18 protein-coding genes and 1 other RNA gene are annotated in these 20,194 nt (G+C 57.9%); 13 read left to right on the top strand and 6 right to left on the bottom strand.

All coding sequences use genetic code 11. From position 1 onward, the window contains the following. Window positions 1-18 precede the first annotated feature (18 nt). The gene (locus P349_RS05425; protein ID WP_032646167.1) at window positions 19-1,719 is read right to left on the bottom strand and encodes an SgrR family transcriptional regulator; all 1,701 of its coding nucleotides are present in this window, start codon (window positions 1,717-1,719) and stop codon (window positions 19-21) included. A 101-nt stretch (window positions 1,720-1,820) separates the two neighbouring features. Between P349_RS05425 and cof the strand changes: the two genes are divergently transcribed. After that, window positions 1,821-2,639, top strand: coding sequence for an HMP-PP phosphatase (cof, locus tag P349_RS05430; RefSeq protein WP_024906827.1), 819 nt, complete (start codon window positions 1,821-1,823; stop codon window positions 2,637-2,639). Between the two features lie 41 nt (window positions 2,640-2,680). On the opposite strand, the gene P349_RS05435 is transcribed toward cof, so the two are convergent. Next, entirely contained in the window at window positions 2,681-3,727 is a 1,047-nt protein-coding gene (locus P349_RS05435) for a PLP-dependent cysteine synthase family protein (RefSeq protein WP_032646168.1), read from the bottom strand. A 115-nt stretch (window positions 3,728-3,842) separates the two neighbouring features. Between P349_RS05435 and P349_RS05440 the strand changes: the two genes are divergently transcribed. From P349_RS05440 to amtB, 5 genes are all read left to right on the top strand, one after another. After that, a complete protein-coding gene (locus P349_RS05440; RefSeq protein ID WP_023310581.1) occupies window positions 3,843-4,301 on the top strand; it encodes an Lrp/AsnC family transcriptional regulator in 459 nt (152 codons plus the stop codon). Between the two features lie 30 nt (window positions 4,302-4,331). Further along, window positions 4,332-6,104, top strand: a complete 1,773-nt coding sequence (locus tag P349_RS05445; protein ID WP_032646169.1) for a SmdA family multidrug ABC transporter permease/ATP-binding protein — start codon at window positions 4,332-4,334, stop codon at window positions 6,102-6,104. Next, a complete protein-coding gene (locus P349_RS05450; RefSeq protein ID WP_032646170.1) occupies window positions 6,097-7,878 on the top strand; it encodes a SmdB family multidrug efflux ABC transporter permease/ATP-binding protein in 1,782 nt (593 codons plus the stop codon). The genes P349_RS05445 and P349_RS05450 overlap by 8 nt, the downstream gene beginning before the upstream one ends. Window positions 7,879-8,098: 220 nt before the next feature. After that, complete coding sequence (glnK, locus tag P349_RS05455) at window positions 8,099-8,437, top strand: P-II family nitrogen regulator (protein ID WP_008503304.1); 339 nt, start codon at window positions 8,099-8,101, stop codon at window positions 8,435-8,437. A gap of 35 nt (window positions 8,438-8,472) precedes the next feature. After that, the gene (gene amtB / locus P349_RS05460) at window positions 8,473-9,762 is read left to right on the top strand and encodes an ammonium transporter AmtB (RefSeq protein WP_024906831.1); all 1,290 of its coding nucleotides are present in this window, start codon (window positions 8,473-8,475) and stop codon (window positions 9,760-9,762) included. 95 nt (window positions 9,763-9,857) lie between these two features. Here amtB and tesB read toward each other — a convergent pair whose 3' ends face one another. Next, complete coding sequence (gene tesB / locus P349_RS05465) at window positions 9,858-10,718, bottom strand: acyl-CoA thioesterase II (protein ID WP_032646171.1); 861 nt, start codon at window positions 10,716-10,718, stop codon at window positions 9,858-9,860. Window positions 10,719-10,918: 200 nt separating this feature from the next. Here tesB and P349_RS05470 point away from each other — a divergent pair, with 200 nt between their 5' ends. Continuing rightward, window positions 10,919-11,446, top strand: coding sequence for a YbaY family lipoprotein (locus P349_RS05470; protein ID WP_032646172.1), 528 nt, complete (start codon window positions 10,919-10,921; stop codon window positions 11,444-11,446). Window positions 11,447-11,479: 33 nt separating this feature from the next. Here P349_RS05470 and P349_RS05475 read toward each other — a convergent pair whose 3' ends face one another. Further along, a complete protein-coding gene (locus P349_RS05475; protein ID WP_024906834.1) occupies window positions 11,480-11,791 on the bottom strand; it encodes an MGMT family protein in 312 nt (103 codons plus the stop codon). 170 nt (window positions 11,792-11,961) lie between these two features. On the opposite strand from P349_RS05475, the gene ffs reads away from it, so the two are divergent. The 3 genes from ffs (at window position 11,962) to P349_RS05485 (ending at window position 12,783) form a co-directional block, all read left to right on the top strand. Next, window positions 11,962-12,058: signal recognition particle sRNA small type (gene ffs, locus P349_RS25710), an RNA gene on the top strand. 261 nt (window positions 12,059-12,319) lie between these two features. Then, window positions 12,320-12,571, top strand: a complete 252-nt coding sequence (locus tag P349_RS05480; RefSeq protein ID WP_023310587.1) for a hypothetical protein — start codon at window positions 12,320-12,322, stop codon at window positions 12,569-12,571. After that, window positions 12,568-12,783, top strand: coding sequence for a hypothetical protein (locus tag P349_RS05485; RefSeq protein WP_008503298.1), 216 nt, complete (start codon window positions 12,568-12,570; stop codon window positions 12,781-12,783). The genes P349_RS05480 and P349_RS05485 overlap by 4 nt, the downstream gene beginning before the upstream one ends. Before the next feature lie 83 nt (window positions 12,784-12,866). Here the strand turns inward: P349_RS05485 and yczR are convergent, their stop codons facing one another. Beyond that, on the bottom strand, window positions 12,867-14,288 hold the full coding sequence (gene yczR / locus P349_RS05490) for a MocR-like transcription factor YczR (RefSeq protein WP_032646174.1): 1,422 nt from the start codon (window positions 14,286-14,288) through the stop codon (window positions 12,867-12,869). Window positions 14,289-14,374: 86 nt separating this feature from the next. On the opposite strand from yczR, the gene yczE reads away from it, so the two are divergent. The 3 genes from yczE (at window position 14,375) to P349_RS05505 (ending at window position 19,327) form a co-directional block, all read left to right on the top strand. Beyond that, window positions 14,375-14,986, top strand: coding sequence for a membrane protein YczE (gene yczE, locus P349_RS05495; protein ID WP_032646175.1), 612 nt, complete (start codon window positions 14,375-14,377; stop codon window positions 14,984-14,986). A 78-nt stretch (window positions 14,987-15,064) separates the two neighbouring features. After that, window positions 15,065-16,135: a LacI family DNA-binding transcriptional regulator gene (locus tag P349_RS05500; RefSeq protein ID WP_032646176.1), complete on the top strand. Its 1,071-nt coding sequence runs from the start codon at window positions 15,065-15,067 to the stop codon at window positions 16,133-16,135. Between the two features lie 102 nt (window positions 16,136-16,237). Further along, window positions 16,238-19,327 carry a beta-galactosidase gene (locus tag P349_RS05505; RefSeq protein WP_032646177.1) on the top strand — a complete coding sequence of 1,030 codons (3,090 nt, stop codon included), beginning with the start codon at window positions 16,238-16,240 and terminating at the stop codon, window positions 19,325-19,327. Window positions 19,328-19,365: 38 nt separating this feature from the next. Here P349_RS05505 and P349_RS05510 read toward each other — a convergent pair whose 3' ends face one another. Continuing rightward, on the bottom strand, window positions 19,366-20,181 hold the full coding sequence (locus P349_RS05510) for a nickel/cobalt efflux protein RcnA (protein ID WP_032646178.1): 816 nt from the start codon (window positions 20,179-20,181) through the stop codon (window positions 19,366-19,368). Window positions 20,182-20,194: the final 13 nt, after the last annotated feature.

Raw genomic sequence — 20,194 nt, 5'->3', positions numbered from 1 at the left:
CGACGGCGACCAGCTTCTTCACGATTTAGGGGCGGGCAGCCAGGCTTCGGTAAAGTCAAACCAGCCGCGGGTATTGAGGCGTATGCCGTTAACTCCCGGCGGGGCGCTGATCTGGTATTGATAATTGAACAGTGGGGTGATCACCGCCTTTTCCATGAGCCGGGAGAAAATGGCCCTGAGCCCGGCATGTCTGGCCTGCTCGTCGGCCTGGGTCTGTACCGCATCCAGGGTGGCCTGCAGATGAGCATATTGCGGTGCGCTAAGCACATGTGGCCATAGGGCATCACAGCGCAGCCACTGTTCAAGCGTATATTCCGGCGCTTCGCCAATCAGCCTGTCACCCATCATGAGGTCCGCGTCCGCCAGTTGCTGGCATCCGTCCCAGGTTTTTGCGTCGTGAAAGATAACCGTTAGCTCGCAGCCCTGCTGCGCAAGATACTGTTTTAGCTGACGCGCCATCGTGTGTAACTCAACCGGTAAATGGTAAATCAGGGTTAACTTAGTCGGCAGAGAGACATGAGTTAAATCCGACCACTGAGGGATTGCCCATCCTGGCAGTAACTCCTCTGTTGGGGTAATCAGCCCTTCGTTGAGCGGAAGCGTGTGCAGAAGCGATGAGAGATGAATGATGTTAATGAGCCGTCGTGCCTGCATTTCACTCAGACGCGGGCTTTGCTTCAGGGTGAGATAACAAAAGCCCAGACTGGTGCTGTTCGTCACCAGGCGCAGACTCTCCAGTTCATCCGGCTCGCCAATGGCGATCTGCACCGGATGGCGACAGCTGGTACCCAGCCCATAGTCAAACAGCGACGGTGTGATCCAGTATTCGATAGCCTTAAGCAGCGGGTGGCTGAGATGGTACTGTTCGTGGCTTTCCAGACGAACCAGATCCGGCTCATACACGCTGAGTCTGAAGGGGCCGCAGCCCGTCAGGGGCTGTTCGGGATGTGCAAGCCGACTACAGTAGGTGGCGAGGCGGTGTGCCAGCCAGTAATCCGGCTGGTGCAGTGTGAATGTCAGACACTGGGGATGGGTGACGTCAATGCGCAGGACGCTCTGGAATAGTTTACGCAGGGCGGGTAAGGCAAAAAGCGCATTCAGGCTTTGCTGAAGCTGTCCGGTTTCGACCTTATCGCCGTTATGCCAGTGCAGAGTGGAACGAATATAGAAATGCCAGCGCAAACCGTCCTTAGACACCTCCCAGTGATGAGCGAGATCGCCCGTGGGTTCACTGCTGTTGCCGCGAAATCGCGTCAGTCCGGAGAATACCTGTCCCGCAAGATGCTGCTCCGCCCGACCGGGTAAAAAACCCGGCTGAAGCGGATCCAGTGAGCGGTAATAGGGGATGCGCAGCGTTGGCGTGTCGTTTTGCCACTGCCCGCCTAAAAACGGATGCAGCAACGATCGTAATTCTGCGGGGGCAAGCTGGGCCAGTTCCAGCGCGTTATGCTGCTGCCCGCTCTTCAGCGCCTCCTCCATCATCGCATTGCGCAGTGACTCCGGCGTGACATGGAACGTAAGCTCACCCCGCTTACCGCGGCCAGACTGCGCTCGCCAGCTCAGCCAGCCCGCCTCCTGGGCCTGACGCAGCAGCGTTCGGACATGCCGCTCGCTACAAAAACAGCGGGCGGCCAACTCGCTGATGGTGACCTGTTGCGTTGCACCCAGGGAAGGCTGCCACAGGCGGTGATACTGGTTGAGTCGATTGAGCTGGCGCATAAGAAACCCGGAACAATAATTATCATCTATTCACTATTACTTCCGTATATCTCACACGATACTGATGCACAAGTTAACCGCATCACATTTCGGGAGTAATCATGGCTCGGCTCGCTGCATTTGATATGGACGGTACGTTGTTAATGCCGGATCACCGTTTAGGGGAAAAAACCCTGAACACGCTGAAGCGCCTGCACGAGCGTAATGTCACCCTGACGTTTGCAACCGGGCGTCATGTGCTGGAAATGCGCCACCTGCTGGGGGCGTTTTCCCTCGACGCCTTTCTGATCACCGGCAACGGGACGCGAATTCACTCCGTAGAAGGCGACGTGCTGCACCGACAGGATCTCAACCCGGAAGTGGCGGACATCGTGCTGCACAGCACCTGGGACACGCAGGCCAGCATCCACGTCTTTAACGATCGGGGCTGGTTTACCGGAAGCGACATCCCGGAATTATTGCACGCGCATGTTTACAGCGGCTTTAAATACCAGCTTATCGATCTGCGTCGGATCCCCGCCCATGCGGTAACTAAGATCTGCTTCTGCGGCGATCACGACGATCTGTGCCGCTTACGGATTCAACTGAATGAGGCGCTGGGCGACCGGGCGCATCTGACCTTCTCGGCGGTGGATTGCCTGGAAGTGCTGCCGGTGGGCTGTAACAAAGGTTCCGCTCTGGCGGTTCTGAGCGACCACCTGGGCTTAACGCTGCAGGAGTGTATGGCGTTTGGTGACGCCATGAACGACCGCGAAATGCTGGGCAGCGTAGGTCGCGGTCTGATCATGGGGAATGCGATGGCGCAGCTGAAAGCAGAACTTCCTCATCTGCCGGTTATTGGTCACTGCCGTAATGAAGCGGTGTCCCATTTTTTGACGCATTGGCTGGACAACAACAACCTCCCATATTCCCCCGAATAGTGAGACCCTTCCAGCAAGCCAGACTTCGGTCTGGCTTTTTTTTATTTCACAAGCTGCACAATCTGCGCTTTCCATGGCGTGATGTCGCCAATGTTGGCCTGCACCCACTCCGCGTTGTAGTAGGTCTCAAGATAACGCTCGCCGCTGTCACACAGCAGCGTGACGATGGAACCGGTGCGACCCTCTTCGCGCATACGTGCGGCAAGCTGCAGCGCGCCCCACATATTTGTGCCCGTGGAGGCACCCACCTTGCGGCCCAGCTGCGTTTCCAGCCAGTGCGCCGTTGCCACGCTGGCGGCATCCGGCACGCGCATCATCTCGTCCACCACGTCGGGGATGAAAGAGGGCTCCACGCGCGGGCGGCCAATCCCTTCAATTTTACTGCCCACCGGGCTGCGCAGACCGGCATCGCGATTTTGCCAGTAGTCGAGGAACACGGAGTTCTGCGGGTCAACCACCATCAGCTGGGTATCGTAGCCCTGACAGCGGATGTAGCGTCCGATCGTGGCTGAGGTGCCGCCGGTACCGGCGCTCATGACAATATACGACGGAACCGGATGCGGTTCGTGGGTCATCTGGCGGAAGATACTGTCGGCAATGTTGTTATTGCCGCGCCAGTCCGTTGCGCGCTCGGCGAAGGTGAACTGGTCCATGTAGTGGCCGTTCAGCTCGCGGGCCAGCATTTCGGAGGCGGCGTAGATTTCGCAGGCGCTTTCCACAAAGTGGCAGCGACCGCCGTAAAATTCGATCTGCTCGATTTTGCGTTTTGCGGTGCATGACGGCATCACCGCGATAAACGGCAGGCCCAGCAGGCGGGCAAAATAGGCTTCGGACACCGCCGTTGAACCGGATGAGGATTCAATGATGGTGGTGCCTTCTTTGATCCAGCCGTTACACAAACCGTATAAAAACAGCGAGCGCGCCAGGCGATGCTTCAGGCTACCGGTAGGATGGGTGCTTTCGTCTTTCAGATAGAGCTGAATGCCGTCAAATCCCGGCAGGGAAAGGCGAATCAGGTGCGTATCCGCCGAGCGCTGATAGTCGGCATTGATTTCGCTGATCGCATGTTTAACCCAGGTGCTATTCATCGTCGTTATCCGTTTGTCATTTTGTGCCTAGCATAGCGAAAAGCACAGAAAAAATTGTTGCTATCTGGCCTTTAAAATAGAATGAAGGGAGAAAAATTTTCTCTATGAGGTGGGTATGCTAGATAAAATTGACCGCAAGCTCCTTTCATTGCTGCAAAATGACTGTACCCTCTCTTTGCAGGCGCTGGCAGATGCCGTTAATCTGACCACCACCCCGTGCTGGAAGCGTCTTAAGAAGCTGGAAGATGACGGCATTCTTCTGGGGCGCGTCGCGTTATTAGATCCCGAAAAGCTGGGGCTTGGGCTGACGGCATTTGTGTTGATTAAAACCCAGCATCACAGCAGCGAGTGGTATTGCCGCTTCGTCACTCAGGTGTCTGAGATGCCCGAGGTGCTCGGTTTCTGGCGCATGGCCGGCGAGTACGATTACCTGATGCGCGTCCAGGTGGCTGACATGAAGCGCTATGATGATTTCTACAAGCGGCTGGTGAACAGCGTACCCGGTTTGTCGGACGTCACCTCAAGTTTCGCCATGGAACAGATTAAATACACCACAGCATTACCTATTGAATAACTTCGTAAAATACCTTCAGGAACAAACTGCGTGCGATTATTTGCCCAATTAAGCTGGTACTTTCGTCGGGAGTGGCAACGCTACCTCGGTGCAGTAGCCCTGCTTATTATCATTGCCATCCTGCAGCTGATCCCGCCGAAAGTGGTGGGGTACGTCGTGGATGGCGTCACCGAACGGCATTACACCACCGCACGGGTGTTGATGTGGGTCGGCACGCTGGTGCTGACGGCGGTCATTGTTTATCTGCTGCGCTACGTCTGGCGCGTGCTGCTGTTTGGTGCGTCCTATCAGCTGGCCGTTGAGCTGCGTGAAGATTTTTACCGCCAGCTGAGCCGACAGCATCCTGAATTTTATCTGCGCCACCGTACCGGGGATCTCATCGCCCGCGCCACTAACGATGTCGATCGCGTGGTCTTTGCCGCCGGGGAAGGGGTGCTGACGCTGGTGGACTCGCTGGTGATGGGCTGCGCGGTGCTGATCGTGATGTCCACGCAGATCAGCTGGCAGTTGACCCTGCTCGCTCTTCTGCCGATGCCGATCATGGCGCTGGCGATCAATCGCTATGGTGAACAGCTGCACGAGCGCTTTAAGCTGGCGCAGGCGGCGTTTTCGTCTCTGAACGATCGCACCCAGGAGAGCATGACCAGCATTCGCATGATCAAAGCGTTTGGCCTGGAAGACCGGCAATCTGCGCTGTTTGCGGCCGATGCGGCGGACACGGGAGCGAAAAACATGCGCGTCGCGCGTATCGACGCCCGCTTTGACCCGACCATTTATATCGCGATTGGCATGGCGAACCTTTTGGCGATTGGCGGCGGCAGCTGGATGGTGGTGCAGGGCTCGTTGACCCTGGGGCAATTAACCAGTTTTGCGATGTATCTGGGGCTCATGATCTGGCCGATGTTGGCGCTGGCCTGGATGTTTAACATCGTGGAGCGCGGCAGCGCCGCCTATAGCCGCATTCGCGCCATGCTGGCCGAAGCGCCGGTGGTCGTTGACGGCGGCGACGCGGTACCTGAAGGGCGCGGCGTCATGACCGTCGACGTCCGGCAGTTTATCTATCCGCATACGGAGCATCCGGTACTGGAGAACGTCAGCTTTACCCTACAGCCGGGCCAGATGCTGGGCATCTGCGGCCCGACGGGATCCGGCAAAAGTACCGTGCTGTCGCTGCTCCAGCGCCACTTTGACGTCACCGAGGGTGATATCCGCTTCCACGATATTCCCCTGACCAGGCTATTGCTTGATGAATGGCGTGGCCGTCTGGCGGTTGTCAGCCAGACGCCGTTTCTTTTTTCTGACACCGTGGCGAACAACATCGCGCTTGGGTGCCCGGCTGCAACGCAGGAAGAGATCGAGCATGTGGCGCGTTTAGCCAGCGTACATGATGACATTTTGCGCCTGCCGCAGGGCTACGACACCGAAGTCGGGGAACGCGGCGTCATGCTGTCCGGCGGGCAAAAACAGCGTATCTCCATTGCCCGCGCGCTGCTGCTGAATGCGGAAATCCTGATCCTGGATGATGCGCTTTCTGCCGTGGATGGCCGTACCGAGCACGAAATCCTGCATAACCTGCGCCAGTGGGGCGACGGACGCACGGTGATTATCAGCGCCCACCGTTTGTCAGCGCTCACCGAAGCCAGCGAAATTCTGGTCTTACAACACGGGCACATTGCCCAGCGCGGGCAGCATGAAACGCTGGCCGAGCAGCCGGGCTGGTATCGCGATATGTACCGCTATCAACAGCTTGAAGCGGCGCTGGACGATGCGCCGGAGCAGGATGAGGAGGCCGCCAATGCGTAAGCTCGGAACGATGTGGCCGACGCTCAAACGTCTGCTGGCCTACGGCTCGCCGTGGCGTAAACCGCTCTCGGTGGCCGTGCTTTTGCTCTGGATTGCGGCAATTGCCGAGGTGAGCGGTCCGCTGCTCATCAGCTATTTTATCGACAACATGGTCGCCAAAAGCTATCTACCGTTGGGTCTGGTGGCGGGTTTAGGCGTGGCCTACGTCGGCTTACAGCTGACGGCGGCAGGGTTGCACTATGCTCAGTCGCTGCTGTTTAACCGTGCAGCCGTGGGCGTTGTACAGCAGCTGCGTACGGACGTGATGGACGCGGCGCTTCGCCAGCCGCTCAGCGAGTTTGATATCCAGCCGGTCGGGCAGGTGATTTCGCGCGTGACCAACGATACTGAGGTGATCCGCGATCTGTACGTCACCGTGGTCGCGACGGTATTACGCAGCGCGGCGCTGATTGGCGCGATGCTGGTGGCGATGTTCAGCCTCGACTGGCGCATGGCGCTGGTGGCGATCACCATCTTCCCGGCGGTGCTGATTGTTATGGTGATTTACCAGCGCTACAGCACGCCGATTGTGCGTCGGGTGCGCGCTTACCTGGCCGACATCAATGATGGCTTCAACGAAGTGATCAACGGCATGAGCGTCATCCAGCAGTTCCGCCAGCAGGCGCGCTTTGGCGAACGCATGGGCGAAGCCAGCCGTTCGCACTATATGGCGCGAATGCAGACGCTGCGCCTGGACGGTTTCCTGCTGCGACCGCTGCTGAGCCTTTTCTCGGCGCTGGTGCTGTGTGGGTTGCTGATGCTCTTTGGCCTGAGCTCAAACGGTACGATTGAAGTGGGCGTGCTGTACGCTTTTATTAGCTATCTGGGACGTCTTAACGAGCCGCTGATCGAGCTCACTACGCAGCAATCGATGCTGCAACAGGCGGTCGTCGCCGGTGAGCGCGTCTTTGAGCTGATGGACAGGCCGCGTCAGGCCTACGGCAATGATGAGCGACCTCTGCAAAGCGGGGCTATCGCCTTTGATAACGTCTCGTTTGCCTATCGCGAAGACCGCCTGGTGTTGCAGGACATCACGCTTGACGTTCCGTCGCGCGGTTTTGTGGCGCTGGTGGGGCATACCGGCAGTGGTAAGAGCACGCTTGCCAGCCTGTTGATGGGTTATTACCCGGTCAAGCAAGGTGAAATCCGCCTCGACGGACGCCCGCTTGCGTCTCTCAGCCACACCGTGTTACGCAAAGGCGTTGCGATGGTGCAGCAGGATCCGGTCGTTCTGGCCGATACCTTCTACGCCAACGTGACCCTGGGGCGAGACTACACCCAGGAGCAGGTCTGGGACGTGCTGGAAAAAGTGCAGCTGGCAGAGCTGGCGCGCGGGTTCAGCGACGGGATCAACACGAAGCTGGGCGAGCAGGGGAATAATCTCTCTGTCGGGCAAAAGCAGCTTCTGGCACTGGCGCGGGTGCTGATTGAAACGCCGCAGATACTGATTCTGGATGAAGCGACGGCCAGTATTGACTCCGGCACCGAGCAGGCTATCCAGCAGGCGCTGGCCGCGGTACGCGATCATACGACGCTGGTGGTGATTGCCCACCGCCTTTCCACCGTCGTCGATGCGGATACCATTCTGGTGCTGCATCGCGGACAGGCCGTTGAGCGCGGTACGCACCGCGAGCTGCTGGAAGCAAAAGGGCGCTACTGGCAGATGTACCAGCTGCAGCTGGCGGGCGAAGAGCTGGCCGCCAGCGTGCGTGATGAAGAGTCGCTTAGCGCCTGATGCACTAAAATGAGGCGGCGCGCTAACAGTCATTCCTGTTGGTGCAAAACTGAAACGCACCCTGCACCGGCATGGTGCGTTTTTTTTCACCCGGGCGTTTAACAGAACCGTGTAAAGCTCATCACACCGTTGTTCCCCTTCGTTTTCATTTCTGGCACACCCCTTGCAATACCTTCTGCGTAAGCTGCGGCCATTACCGAATTCTGACTGGAGGGGATCTATGAAGCTGGTTACGGTTGTAATCAAACCATTCAAACTCGAAGACGTGCGCGAAGCATTGTCTTCAATGGGTATTCAGGGACTGACTGTCACCGAAGTGAAAGGCTTTGGTCGTCAGAAGGGTCATGCCGAGCTTTATCGCGGGGCGGAATACAGCGTTAACTTTCTGCCAAAAGTAAAAATTGATGTCGCGATTGCTGACGATCAGCTTGACGAAGTCATTGATGTCATTAGCAAAGCGGCCTATACCGGCAAAATTGGCGACGGCAAAATTTTCGTTGCCGAACTGCAGCGCGTCATTCGCATTCGTACCGGCGAATCTGACGAAGCAGCTCTGTAATTAACGCCTGGCACACAGTGATAGGGATCGAGAAAATGAAGATAGCAACACTTAAAACGGGTCTGGGTTCGCTGGCACTGCTGCCGGGCCTGGCGCTGGCTGCTACCCCTGCGGTGGTCGACAAAGCCGATAACGCCTTTATGATGATCAGCACCGCGCTGGTGCTGTTCATGTCCATTCCGGGCATTGCGCTGTTCTACGGCGGCCTGATCCGTGGCAAAAACGTTCTCTCCATGCTGACGCAGGTTGCCGTGACGTTCGCACTGGTCTGCGTGCTGTGGGTGGTTTACGGTTACTCGCTGGCGTTCGGCACGGGCAACGCGTTCTTTGGTAACTTCGACTGGGTGATGCTGAAAAATATTGAGCTGACCGCGCTGATGGGCAGCTTCTATCAGTATATTCACGTGGCGTTCCAGGGCTCCTTCGCCTGTATTACCGTCGGGCTGATTGTGGGCGCGCTCGCCGAGCGTATTCGTTTCTCTGCGGTCCTGATCTTCGTGGTGGTCTGGCTGACGCTCTCCTATGTGCCGATTGCGCACATGGTCTGGGGTGGCGGTCTGCTGGCAACGCACGGTGCGCTGGACTTCGCGGGCGGTACGGTTGTACACATCAACGCCGCGGTAGCGGGTCTGGTGGGTGCCTACCTGATTGGCAAACGCGTGGGCTTCGGTAAAGAAGCGTTTAAACCGCACAACCTGCCGATGGTCTTTACCGGTACGGCTATCCTCTACTTTGGTTGGTTTGGCTTCAACGCCGGCTCAGCGAGTGCTGCGAACGAAATCGCCGCGCTGGCCTTCGTGAACACCGTTGTGGCCACGGCGGGTGCAATCCTCTCCTGGGTATTTGGCGAGTGGGCGGTACGCGGTAAACCTTCTCTGCTGGGCGCCTGTTCGGGTGCCATCGCCGGTCTGGTTGGCATCACCCCAGCATGTGGTTATGTCGGTGTGGGCGGTGCGCTGCTGGTCGGCCTGGTGTCCGGTCTGGCGGGTCTGTGGGGCGTGACTGCACTGAAACGTCTGCTGCGCGTTGACGACCCATGCGATGTGTTTGGCGTGCACGGCGTGTGCGGTATCGTCGGCTGTATCATGACCGGTATCTTCGCGGCGAAATCGCTCGGTGGTGTGGGCTATGCAGAAGGCGTCACTATGGTTCATCAGGTGCTGGTGCAGCTGGAAAGTATTGCTATCACCGTGGTGTGGTCTGCCGTTGTCGCTTTCATTGGCTACAAACTGGCGGATATGACTGTTGGTCTGCGTGTCCCTGAAGAGCAGGAACGTGAAGGTCTGGACGTCAACAGCCACGGCGAGAATGCGTATAACGCATGATCTGCGTGTTTTGCCGGGTGGCGGCTTCGCCTTACCCGGCCTACAACAGCACAATTCGTAGGCCCGGTAAGCGCAGCGCCACCGGGCTTTTTACATCAACCTCGGTTACGCATTACCCCTTCCTGCACCGTTGAAGCGACCAGCACGCCGTCCTGGGTATAAAACTCCCCACGCACAAACCCGCGAGCGCTCGACGCCGACGTACTCTCCACGCTGTAGAGCAGCCACTCATTCATGTTGAAGGGACGGTGGAACCACATCGAGTGATCGATCGTCGCGACCTGCATCCCTTTTTCGAGGAAGCCGACGCCGTGCGGCTGCAGCGCCACCGGCAGGAAGTTGAAATCTGACGCATAGCCCAGCAGATACTGATGAATGCGAAAGTCCTCAGGCACGGTGCCGTTAGCCCGGATCCACACCTGGCGCTTTGGCTCGGCGGGGTGGCCCTTCATCGGGTTATGGAACTCAACCGGGCGGATCTCCAGCGGTTTATCGCAGAGAAACTTTTCTTTGACCTGAGGCGGAAGCAGATGCGCCAGCGCACGGGCGATATCTGTTTCTGATTTGAGATCGTCTGGCGCGGGTGCCGTCGGCATCACTTTCTGGTGTTCATATCCGGACTCCGGCGCCTGGAAAGAGGCGGTCATGTAAAAGATCGGCTTGCCGTTCTGAATGGCCGCGACGCGGCGCGCGCTGAAGCTGTTGCCGTCTCTCAGGACCTCAACGTCATACACGATCGGTTTCGCGCTATCGCCAGGGCGTAAGAAGTAGCTGTGGAACGAATGCACCAGACGGTCTGCCGGGACAGTCTCCTTTGCAGCGTACAGCGCTTGTCCAACGACTTGCCCCCCGAAGACCTGGCGTAAACCTAAATCTTCGCTCTGTCCGCGAAAGAGTCCTTCCTCAATTTTTTCCAGATTCAGTAATGTCAGCAGATTGTTCAGTGCTTGACTCATAGTTGTCCTCAATAAACGCCGTAGCGAAAGATAGGCTGAGTATAACGCAGAAATGAAAGTGGTCCGATGGGTAGAATAATCTGAATATCAGGATGATTTCAGGCATTAATCAGTGAGTTGTGCCACACTTAACTACGTTATGTGATTGAAACGACATCGGATGGGATCGATCCCGCTGGTGCATTGATAAGGAGACTTCAATGAAACTCGTGCCCATGCTAAGTGGTGTAGCTATTGCGGTGGCGTTGTCCGCCTGTGCCGGTAAGAGCGCCCAGGTGCCAGTGCCAGCAGCAGACCCGAACGGGATTAATACCCTTTCACAGCAATCCATTCAGCAGCCTAACGTTTCCGGTACCATCTGGATTAAACAGAGAGTTGCGCTGCCGCCGGATGCGGTATTAACCGTGACGCTGTCTGATGCTTCCCTGGCCGACGCACCGTCGAAAGTCGTGGCTCAGCGTGTCGTTCGTACTGAAGGCAAGCAGGCGCCGTTTAGCTTCGTGTTGCCGTATAACCCGTCGGACGTGCAGCCTAACGCCCGTATTCTGCTGAGCGCAGCGGTAACCATCAACGGTAAGCTGGTCTTTATCACCGATACGGTCCAGGAAGCGATTAACAACGGTGGGAACAAAATCGACCTGAACCTGGTGCCGGTGCAGCAGACCGAAGTGCCGGTCGCGCCGCAGACCAATCAGCCGTCCCTGCCAACCCCACCGACTCAGATGTAATGTCTGCATTGCCCCTCTCCTCCGGGAGAGGGGTCAATATTCCCAGCGAAATTTCTGCAAATCGATCTGACCCGACCCTGACACCTGCACCCCCTCTGAAAGTAACGCTTGGCGCTGACGCTGGAGATCCGGCCCGGTGAGTGAGATGACGCCATGACGATTCACCACCCGATGCCAGGGCAACGTACTGCCTTCCGGCAGCCGTTTCAGGACGCCTCCAACCTGTCGCGCCGCGCGCGGTGAACCGGCCAGGCGTGCGACATCACCATAGGTGGTTACATAGCCTTCCGGGATTGAGGCCACGATTTGCCATACGCGCTGTGGAAAGGAGTCGTGTTCGTCCATACCTTCACCTGTGGGGAGTTTCTGGAAAGCTATGGTAAACCAGGATCTTCATGATTGCTGCGCCTGTTTGCGCAAGAAACCAGCATCCGGTTCCTGGCGGCTTGCAATTGGGCCTTCGCACAGGGATAATGCGCCAGCGCGTTGGTTATCAACGCTCTCAATGGGGGCTCTGTTGGTTCTCCCGCAACGCTACTCTGTTCACCAGGTCAGGTCCGGAAGGAAGCAGCCAGGGCAGACGACGTGTGTGCCGGGATGTAGCTGGCAGGGCCCCCACCCATTTCTGCCCTCATAAGATCTTCCTGCTTCACCTCTCCCTTTAAACCGCTATCCCGCAATAATATTATGCCTATATCGTGTAATATATATTTCATCCCACTGAAATATTATTGTCATAAACCTGTAATAATAGACTGTCATTTTATTATTGGACGGTTATTTTCTTCCATAACTCAAAAAAATATATATCTGGATAACATTGTTAACTTCGTGTATTAAATAAAGTACTTATTCCGAAGGGAAGTGACAAACATGGCTACTGCGGTATTAAACGTTAAGATTGATGATGCGCTGAAAGAAAGACTTCGCCACTATGCGGAAGTGAATAACGAGAATTTAAGCGTGACGACAGAGAAACTGCTGCTGCTGGCGTTCGAAGCAGTAGAAGAGGCGGGAGTATCGGAAGAGGATATTGATAATCAGCACACGGAAGAAGAGAGTGTTTCTCCTTTTACTCCTAAAGAAATCAAAGCTCTACGCAAACTTCTGAAGAAGAGAAAATGAAACAACAACTGTCAACTGCCAGTGACTACAAAGAGGCCTGCGATCTGTTGCGTTCAGGCTACGTGAAGCATGTACGTCTTGGCTGGAATGTCGGAAGTGATGAGTTCTTTCGTATTGCGTCTGACTGGTGTGATACTGGCGCAAAAATAAAGAAAGACGGTGAAAACTTCGTTATTTCACTGAAAGGTTTTCCTATTCCTGCTCAGCATTAACTCCTGACTGGTGAAAACTGCTGACTGTATCCGTGACAGTCAGCAGTTTTTATTTTTTATGATCTGCTTCAAAAATTTTAATATTAGATCACGCTGCGTTTTAACGATGGCACGTTTTTATTCAGGGCGAGCCATAGCGGTTTGATCCTCAGCAACGCCTGTTCAAGCTCTGTCGATTCGAGCGAGAAGGGCATCCGTAAATAGCGGTCAAATGCGCCAGATAAACCAAACCGCGTACCGGTTCCCAGATTGATCCCCAGAATTTCAGCCCGCGCGGCAAGCTGTGTCGCCAGCATGCCCGGCAGCTCAATCCAGTAAGAGAGCCCGCCTTCCGCTTCATGGAATTTCCAGTCCGGGAAATGTTCGCGCAACAGTTCACCGCATCGATCGCGTCGTTCCGCCAGCATCTTCCGGCGCGCGGGCAGAAACGTCTCGCTGTTGTTAATGAGCCACAGCATCGCCAGCTGTTCCAGCAGCGGCGAGCCTAAATCCAGAGTATCCCGCGTCTGGGCAAGCGTGGCGATCGTGCGCGAGGAGGCGCGGATCCAGCCAAGGCGCAGCCCTCCCCAGAAGCTTTTTCCGGCAGAACCTAAGGTGATGACGGTGGCCTGCGGGTTAAAAGCGGCCAGCGGTGGCGGGGGAGGCGCGTCAAACCAGAGATCCACCATCGTTTCATCCACCACCAGCGCCGTGCGGGTTTGGGCAGCAATATCCGTGATGGCCCGACGGGTCGCGATATCCATACAGCGCCCGGTGGGGTTATGAAAATCTGGCATCAGATACGCCAGGCGAGGCGCCGTCTGGGCAAGCGTTGCCGCAAAGCCATCCGTATCCCAGCCGGTTTCCGGCAGCGACACCCCCACGGGCCGACACTGCGCTCCCTGAATGGCGGCAATCGCCAGCGGATAGGTGGGGTGATCGACCACGACGCGATCCCCCGGCCCGGTCATCATCCGCAGCACCAGCGCGAAGCCGCTGACGGCGCCATTGACCACCATCACTTCGTCTGCCCGGGTAGGAAGACCCCGCGCGGTATAGCGCGCAGCGATGGCCTCCCGCAGCGTCGGCAGCCCAAGCTGATCGTAGCCCGTCAGCGAGAGGTGCTGCGTAATGGCCGTGAGCGCATGGGCATAAGCCTGATGGATCTCCGGCCCGGCATTGAGGGCAGCAGTGGAAAGATCCAGTGCGGCACTTGCCGCTGAAAGGGTGGGAACGGCGCGCGTATCCGGGAGGAGCACGCGTGACCCGCTGCCGTGGCGGCTTTCAAGATAACCCTCTTCTCGCAGGTGGGCGAGGGCGCTGCTGATAGTGGTCCTGCTCACGTCCAGCGCGGAGGCCAGCTCACGCTCGCCCGGTAGCCGTGTATTCAGCGCCAGACGTCCATCAAGGATTAACAGACGCAGCGCGTCGGCCAGCTGTCGCCAGAGCGGGGTACGGGATGAGGCTTGCTGCCAGTGGCCTAAAAGGCGTACCAGAGACTGGCTTCCGAAGCGACGTGATGACATATGCAGTCCACTATTTGAAAACTGGACATTAATCATAGTGCCATTTTAGGTCAGGATGAAAGCCTGGTTCACTGGAGAAGATAAAAATGGTACGTCGTCTGCTACAACTCTATGTCGGTTTAGGACTGTATGGCCTTTCCACCGCAATGTTTATTCGTTCCGATTTGGGTGTCGATCCCTGGGATGTTTTTCACCTTGGGGTGGGGATGCAGCTGGGGATGACGATCGGGACGGTGATCATTGTGACCGGCGCTGCGGTGCTGCTGCTGTGGATCCCCCTGCGCCAGATGCCGGGTCTGGGCACCATCAGCAACGTGATTTGTATCGGTCTGGCGGCGGACGCCAGCATGGCGCTTATTCCGGAACTGGATTCGTTACCGGTTCGCATCGCTTTCCTGGTGTCGGGTATCGTAATGAACGCGATTGCGACCAGCATGTACATTGGCGCAGGTTTTGGCCCTGGCCCACGCGACGGCCTGATGACCGGCATTCATGCCCGTCTGGGGTGGTCCATTCGCAGCGTGCGCACCTCCATTGAGGTGTCCGTCCTGCTGATTGGGTGCGTGCTTGGCGGCACGTTTGGGGTGGGAACCGTACTGTATGCCCTGACCATTGGCCCACTTATCCAGCTCTGTCTGCCCTGGTTCCGCCAGAAGCCGCGCGTTGCTGAAATCGTGCAGCCGGAGCGGGTTGTCTAATTTTGCGAAGCGCTCACATGTTTTAACGGCGTCGCTGTGCCACAATAATGGGCCACGACTCACGCGATGCCACAATGCATGAAAGCGATCACTCTCTATGATGTCGCCCTCCTTGCGGGGGTTTCTTATCAGACCGTCTCTCGCGTCATTAACGACGCGGAGCATGTCTCTGCCCGCACGCGGGAAAAGGTGCAGCAGGCGATGGCGGAGCTGCACTACGTTCCTAACCTGCGGGCACAGCAGCTGGCGGGTAAACGCACCCGCACGCTGGGACTCATCACCACCGATCTGGCCCTGCATGCGCCCTCGCAAATCGTGTCGGCGGTAAAATCCCGCGCAGCGGAACAGGGGGCGAGTGTCCTTATGTCCATGGTGGAGCAGCCGCAGCAGTGTCAGGCCGCGCTTCAGGCGCTGCTGGCACAGCGGGTGGAGGCGCTGCTGGTGAATGTGCCGCTTGACGATCCTGACGCCGAAGCGCTCAGTGCACTGGCGTCGCCTGTTCCGGTGCTGTTCCTTGATGTCTCGCCTTCAGCACAGGTAAACAGCCTCGTGTTTAACGCCGGGCAGGGCGCGCATCTGGGCGTTGAGCATCTGCTTTCTCTGGGGCATCAGCGCATTGCGCTGCTGAGCGGGCCGGAGAGCTCGGTCTCTGCTCGGGCGCGTCTGGCGGGATGGAAAGCGGCTCTGGCCCGGGCGGGGCTTGAAGCCGCTGCGGTGGCCTGCGGTGACTGGAGCGCGGCCAGCGGTTATGAGAAAGGGCATGTGCTGCTGTCAGGTAGCGCATTGCCGGATGCCATTCTGGTGGCGAACGATCAAATGGCGCTCGGGGTGATGCGCGCCTGCGCGGAAAAAGGGGTAGCGGTTCCGGGCCAGATATCGGTGGTTGGGTTCGACGATACGGCTGATAGCGCCTGGTTTTCTCCGCCGCTGACGACCATTCGCCAGGCGTTTCGCGAGGCGGGCGAGCGCAGCGTGGAGTGGCTGCTGGCCCCCACCGAAGGCGAGACGTGCTGGCAGGTTCAACTGCCGGTAACGCTGGTTACCCGTCATTCCACCGCGCGCCGCGCGACGCAGCAGGCCGAACGCGAGGATCTGGCGCAGCAGCTCAGAAGTCTGGCACTCCTGGCCGAGCAGCTTGCCCGTAAATAAAACTTTGTGATCGGACTCGCTACCCTGCGATTGGGCGCTTTACCGTCGTAGAGTGCCAGGGCATGTTAACCAAAATTGTGAGCGCTTCGCAAAGAGGTTGATATGTCTCATACACCTTCGCTGACCCTCAGCGACATCCTGGTCCGTCGGGACTGGGAAAACCCCGGCGTTACCCAGTGGAACCGTCTGGCCGCACACGCGCCGTTGTACAGCTGGCGTAATGAATCTTCTGCCAGAGATGACGCTGGTTCCCTCAGCAGGCACTCCCTCAACGGGAACTGGCGGTTTAGCTACTTTTCAGCGCCGGAGCAGGTTCCTCAGGCATGGGTAACAGAAGATTGCGCGGATGCCATTGCGATGCCCGTGCCGTCTAACTGGCAGATGCAGGGGGTCGACACGCCCATCTATACCAATGTCACCTACCCGATCCCCGTCAACCCGCCTTTTGTGCCGCAGGAAAACCCGACCGGTTGTTACTCGCTCACATTCGACGTGGATGACGCCTGGCTGCAGAGCGGGCAAACCCGAATTATTTTTGATGGCGTGAACTCGGCGTTCCATCTGTGGTGCAACGGGCAGTGGATAGGCTATTCCCAGGACAGTCGATTGCCCGCCGAATTTGACCTCTCGGCGGTATTACGCCCCGGGCAGAACCGCCTGGCGGTCATGGTCTTGCGCTGGTGCGACGGCAGCTATCTGGAAGATCAGGACATGTGGCGCATGAGCGGCATTTTCCGCGATGTTTCCTTGCTGCATAAGCCGGAGACGCACATTACGGATTATCATGTGGTTACCGATCTGAATGCGGAGCTGGACCGCGCGACGCTGAAAGTCGAGGTCTCGCTGACAGGCGCTGACTACGCGGAGTGTGACGTGGCGATAACGCTATGGCGCAACGGTGAACGCTGTGGCAGTACCACCCAACGGTCAGGCTCTGCCATTGTGGATGAACGTGGCAACTGGGCCGAGCGGTTAACGGCGGCGATCCCGGTTACAGCCCCCGCGTTATGGAGTGCGGAAACCCCGGAACTCTATCGCCTGACGATTGCGCTTTTGGATGCGCAGGGCAGCGTGCTGGAGACGGAAGCCTGCGATGTCGGCTTCCGCCGCGTTGAAATCAGCAACGGCCTGCTGAAGCTCAACGGAAAACCGCTGCTGATCCGCGGGGTTAACCGGCACGAGCATCATCCCGAAAACGGCCAGGTGATGGACGAAGCGACGATGCGTCGCGATATCGAGATCATGAAGCAGCACAACTTCAACGCCGTGCGCTGCTCGCACTACCCGAACCATCCGCTGTGGTACCGGCTTTGCGATCGCTATGGGCTGTACGTTGTTGACGAAGCCAACATCGAAACCCACGGCATGGTGCCGATGAGCCGCCTTGCTGACGATCCGCGCTGGCTGCCCGCCATGAGCGAGCGCGTGACCCGTATGGTGCAGCGCGATCGTAATCATCCCTCAATTATCATCTGGTCGCTGGGCAATGAGTCCGGGCACGGTGCAAACCACGACGCGCTGTATCGCTGGGTGAAATCCACGGATCCGACGCGTCCGGTGCAGTATGAAGGCGGCGGCGCGAACACGGCGGCGACGGATATTGTCTGTCCGATGTATGCCCGGGTCGATCAGGATCAGCCCTTCCCGGCAGTGCCTAAATGGTCAATCAAAAAATGGATCGGCATGCCGGATGAAACGCGTCCGCTGATCCTCTGCGAATACGCCCACGCGATGGGGAACAGCTTCGGCGGGTTCGCGAAATACTGGCAGGCGTTTCGCAGCCACCCTCGGTTGCAGGGGGGATTTGTCTGGGACTGGGTCGATCAGGCTCTGACGAAGCAAGATGAAGAGGGCAATACGTTCTGGGCATACGGCGGGGATTTTGGCGATAAGCCGAACGATCGACAGTTCTGTCTTAACGGGCTGGTGTTCCCCGATCGCACGCCGCACCCGGCGCTGTACGAGGCGCAGCGCGCCCAGCAGTTCTTTACCTTTACGCGGGTTAGCACCTCTCCGCTGGTGATTGAGGTGCAAAGCGGCTACCTGTTCCGCCACACCGATAACGAAGTGCTGAGCTGGACGGTTGCCCGGGACGGGGAGGTGCTGGCTTCGGGCGAGGTGACGCTGGCGATAGCCCCTGGAGGCGCTCAGCGTCTGGAGATCGCTCTGCCAGAATTGAAAGCCGAGCCGGGGGAAGTCTGGCTGAATGTTGAAGTACGCCAGCCACGGGCAACGCCGTGGTCACCGGCAGACCACCGCTGCGCGTGGGATCAGTGGCCGCTTCCCGCTCCACTCCTTATTGCTCCGCCAGTCCCGGCGGGCGAGCCTCCGGTGTTAACGCAAAGCGATCGCATCCTGGAGATCGCGCATGGTCAACAGCGCTGGCAGTTCGATCGCGCATCCGGAAACCTGACCCAATTGTGGCGAAATGGCGTTGAAACGCTGCTTTCACCTCTGACGGATAACATCAGCCGTGCGCCGCTGGACAACGACATTGGCGTGAGTGAAGCGACGCAGATCGATCCGAATGCCTGGGTTGAACGCTGGAAAGCGGCGGGCATGTACGATCTCACTTTACGCGTTTTGCGCTGTGAGGCAGAGCAGCATGCGGGCGAAGTCGTGGTCACCACCCTCCACGTCGGGGAGTATCATGGCAAAACGCTGTTCCTGAGCCGTAAAGTCTGGCGGGTGGACGATCGGGGCGATCTGCACGGCGATATTCAGGTCGATATGGCGTCTGATATTCCGGAACCTGCACGGATTGGCCTGAACGTTCATCTCGCCGAAACGCCGGAAAATGTTTCCTGGCTGGGGCTGGGGCCGCATGAAAACTACCCGGACAGAAAGCTGGCGGCGCAGCAGGGGCGCTGGACATTACCCCTGGCGGAGATGCACACGCCGTATATCTTCCCCACGGAAAATGGTTTGCGCTGCGATACCCGCGAACTTGTGCTGGGAACGCATCAGCTGAATGGCAGGTTCCATTTCTCGGTGAGCCGCTACAGCCAGCAGCAGCTGCGGGAGACAACCCATCATCATCTGCTGCGGGAAGAGCCGGGGTGCTGGCTCAACCTCGATGCGTTCCATATGGGCGTGGGCGGCGACGATTCCTGGAGCCCCAGCGTTTCACCGGAATTCATTCTGCAGAAACGCCAGCTTCGCTACACCTTTAGCTGGCAGCAAAATCCTTAACTGACCAGGAGAGGCGGCCACAGGGCGTGGCCGTAGGCTTACGCCAGAATGCCGCTCAGACCGTGCAGGCTCATATAAATCCCTACCACGGTAATCAGCGCTGCGGAGATCCATGGCGCTTTACGGGAAAATTCGCTAAATCCGGGCCAGCGTTTTGTCGCATGTTTGAGGCTTAAGGCGGCAATCGCGCCGGAAGCGACCAGGGTTAACGCCAGACCAATACTGAAGCTGAACACCAGCGTCGCGCCGAGGGCAAAATGCTTCAGCTGCAGGCAGATCAGCAAAACGGTGATGGAGGCCGGGCAGGGGATAAGCCCGCCGGTCAGGCCGAACATGACGATCTGTCCGGTGGTGACGTTTTGACCGCTGAAGCGGCGGTTAATATCCTGCGCGTGCGCGCGCTGGTGGGCATCCTGCCACTCCTCTTCAACCAGCGGGTGTTCGTGGTGGTGATGATCATGATGATGGTCATGGTGGTGATGATGGTGATGGTGATGGTGATGATCGTGTGGCTGGCTCTCTTTCCAGGTTCGCCACGCCATCCACAGGGCGATCGCAACGATCAACACTCCGGAGATCAGCTGGAACCAGGGTTCGGACGTATGCGCATCCCAGCCCCGACCAAACAATAATCCCGCCATAGCAACGAGCCAGACCACCGCCGTATGGGAGAGCGTGGCCGCCAGGCCTAGCAGTACCGCCTGTTTCAGCGTGCCGCGGATGGCCACGATAAAAGCGGCCATCATGGTCTTTGAGTGGCCCGGTTCCAGGCCATGCAGCGCGCCAAGCAGGATAGCGCTGGGAACAAACAGCCAGGCATTACCCTGCTGCAGGAGTGAAGCAAAATCGGTCATGGGGGATTCCGGC

Source organism: Enterobacter sp. DC4 (assembly GCF_000568095.1).
In the GTDB taxonomy this organism is placed as follows: Bacteria; Pseudomonadota; Gammaproteobacteria; order Enterobacterales; family Enterobacteriaceae; genus Enterobacter; species Enterobacter pseudoroggenkampii.
The sequence above is the reverse complement of the archived record's forward strand: the minus strand, read 5'-3'. Positions and strand labels throughout refer to the sequence as shown.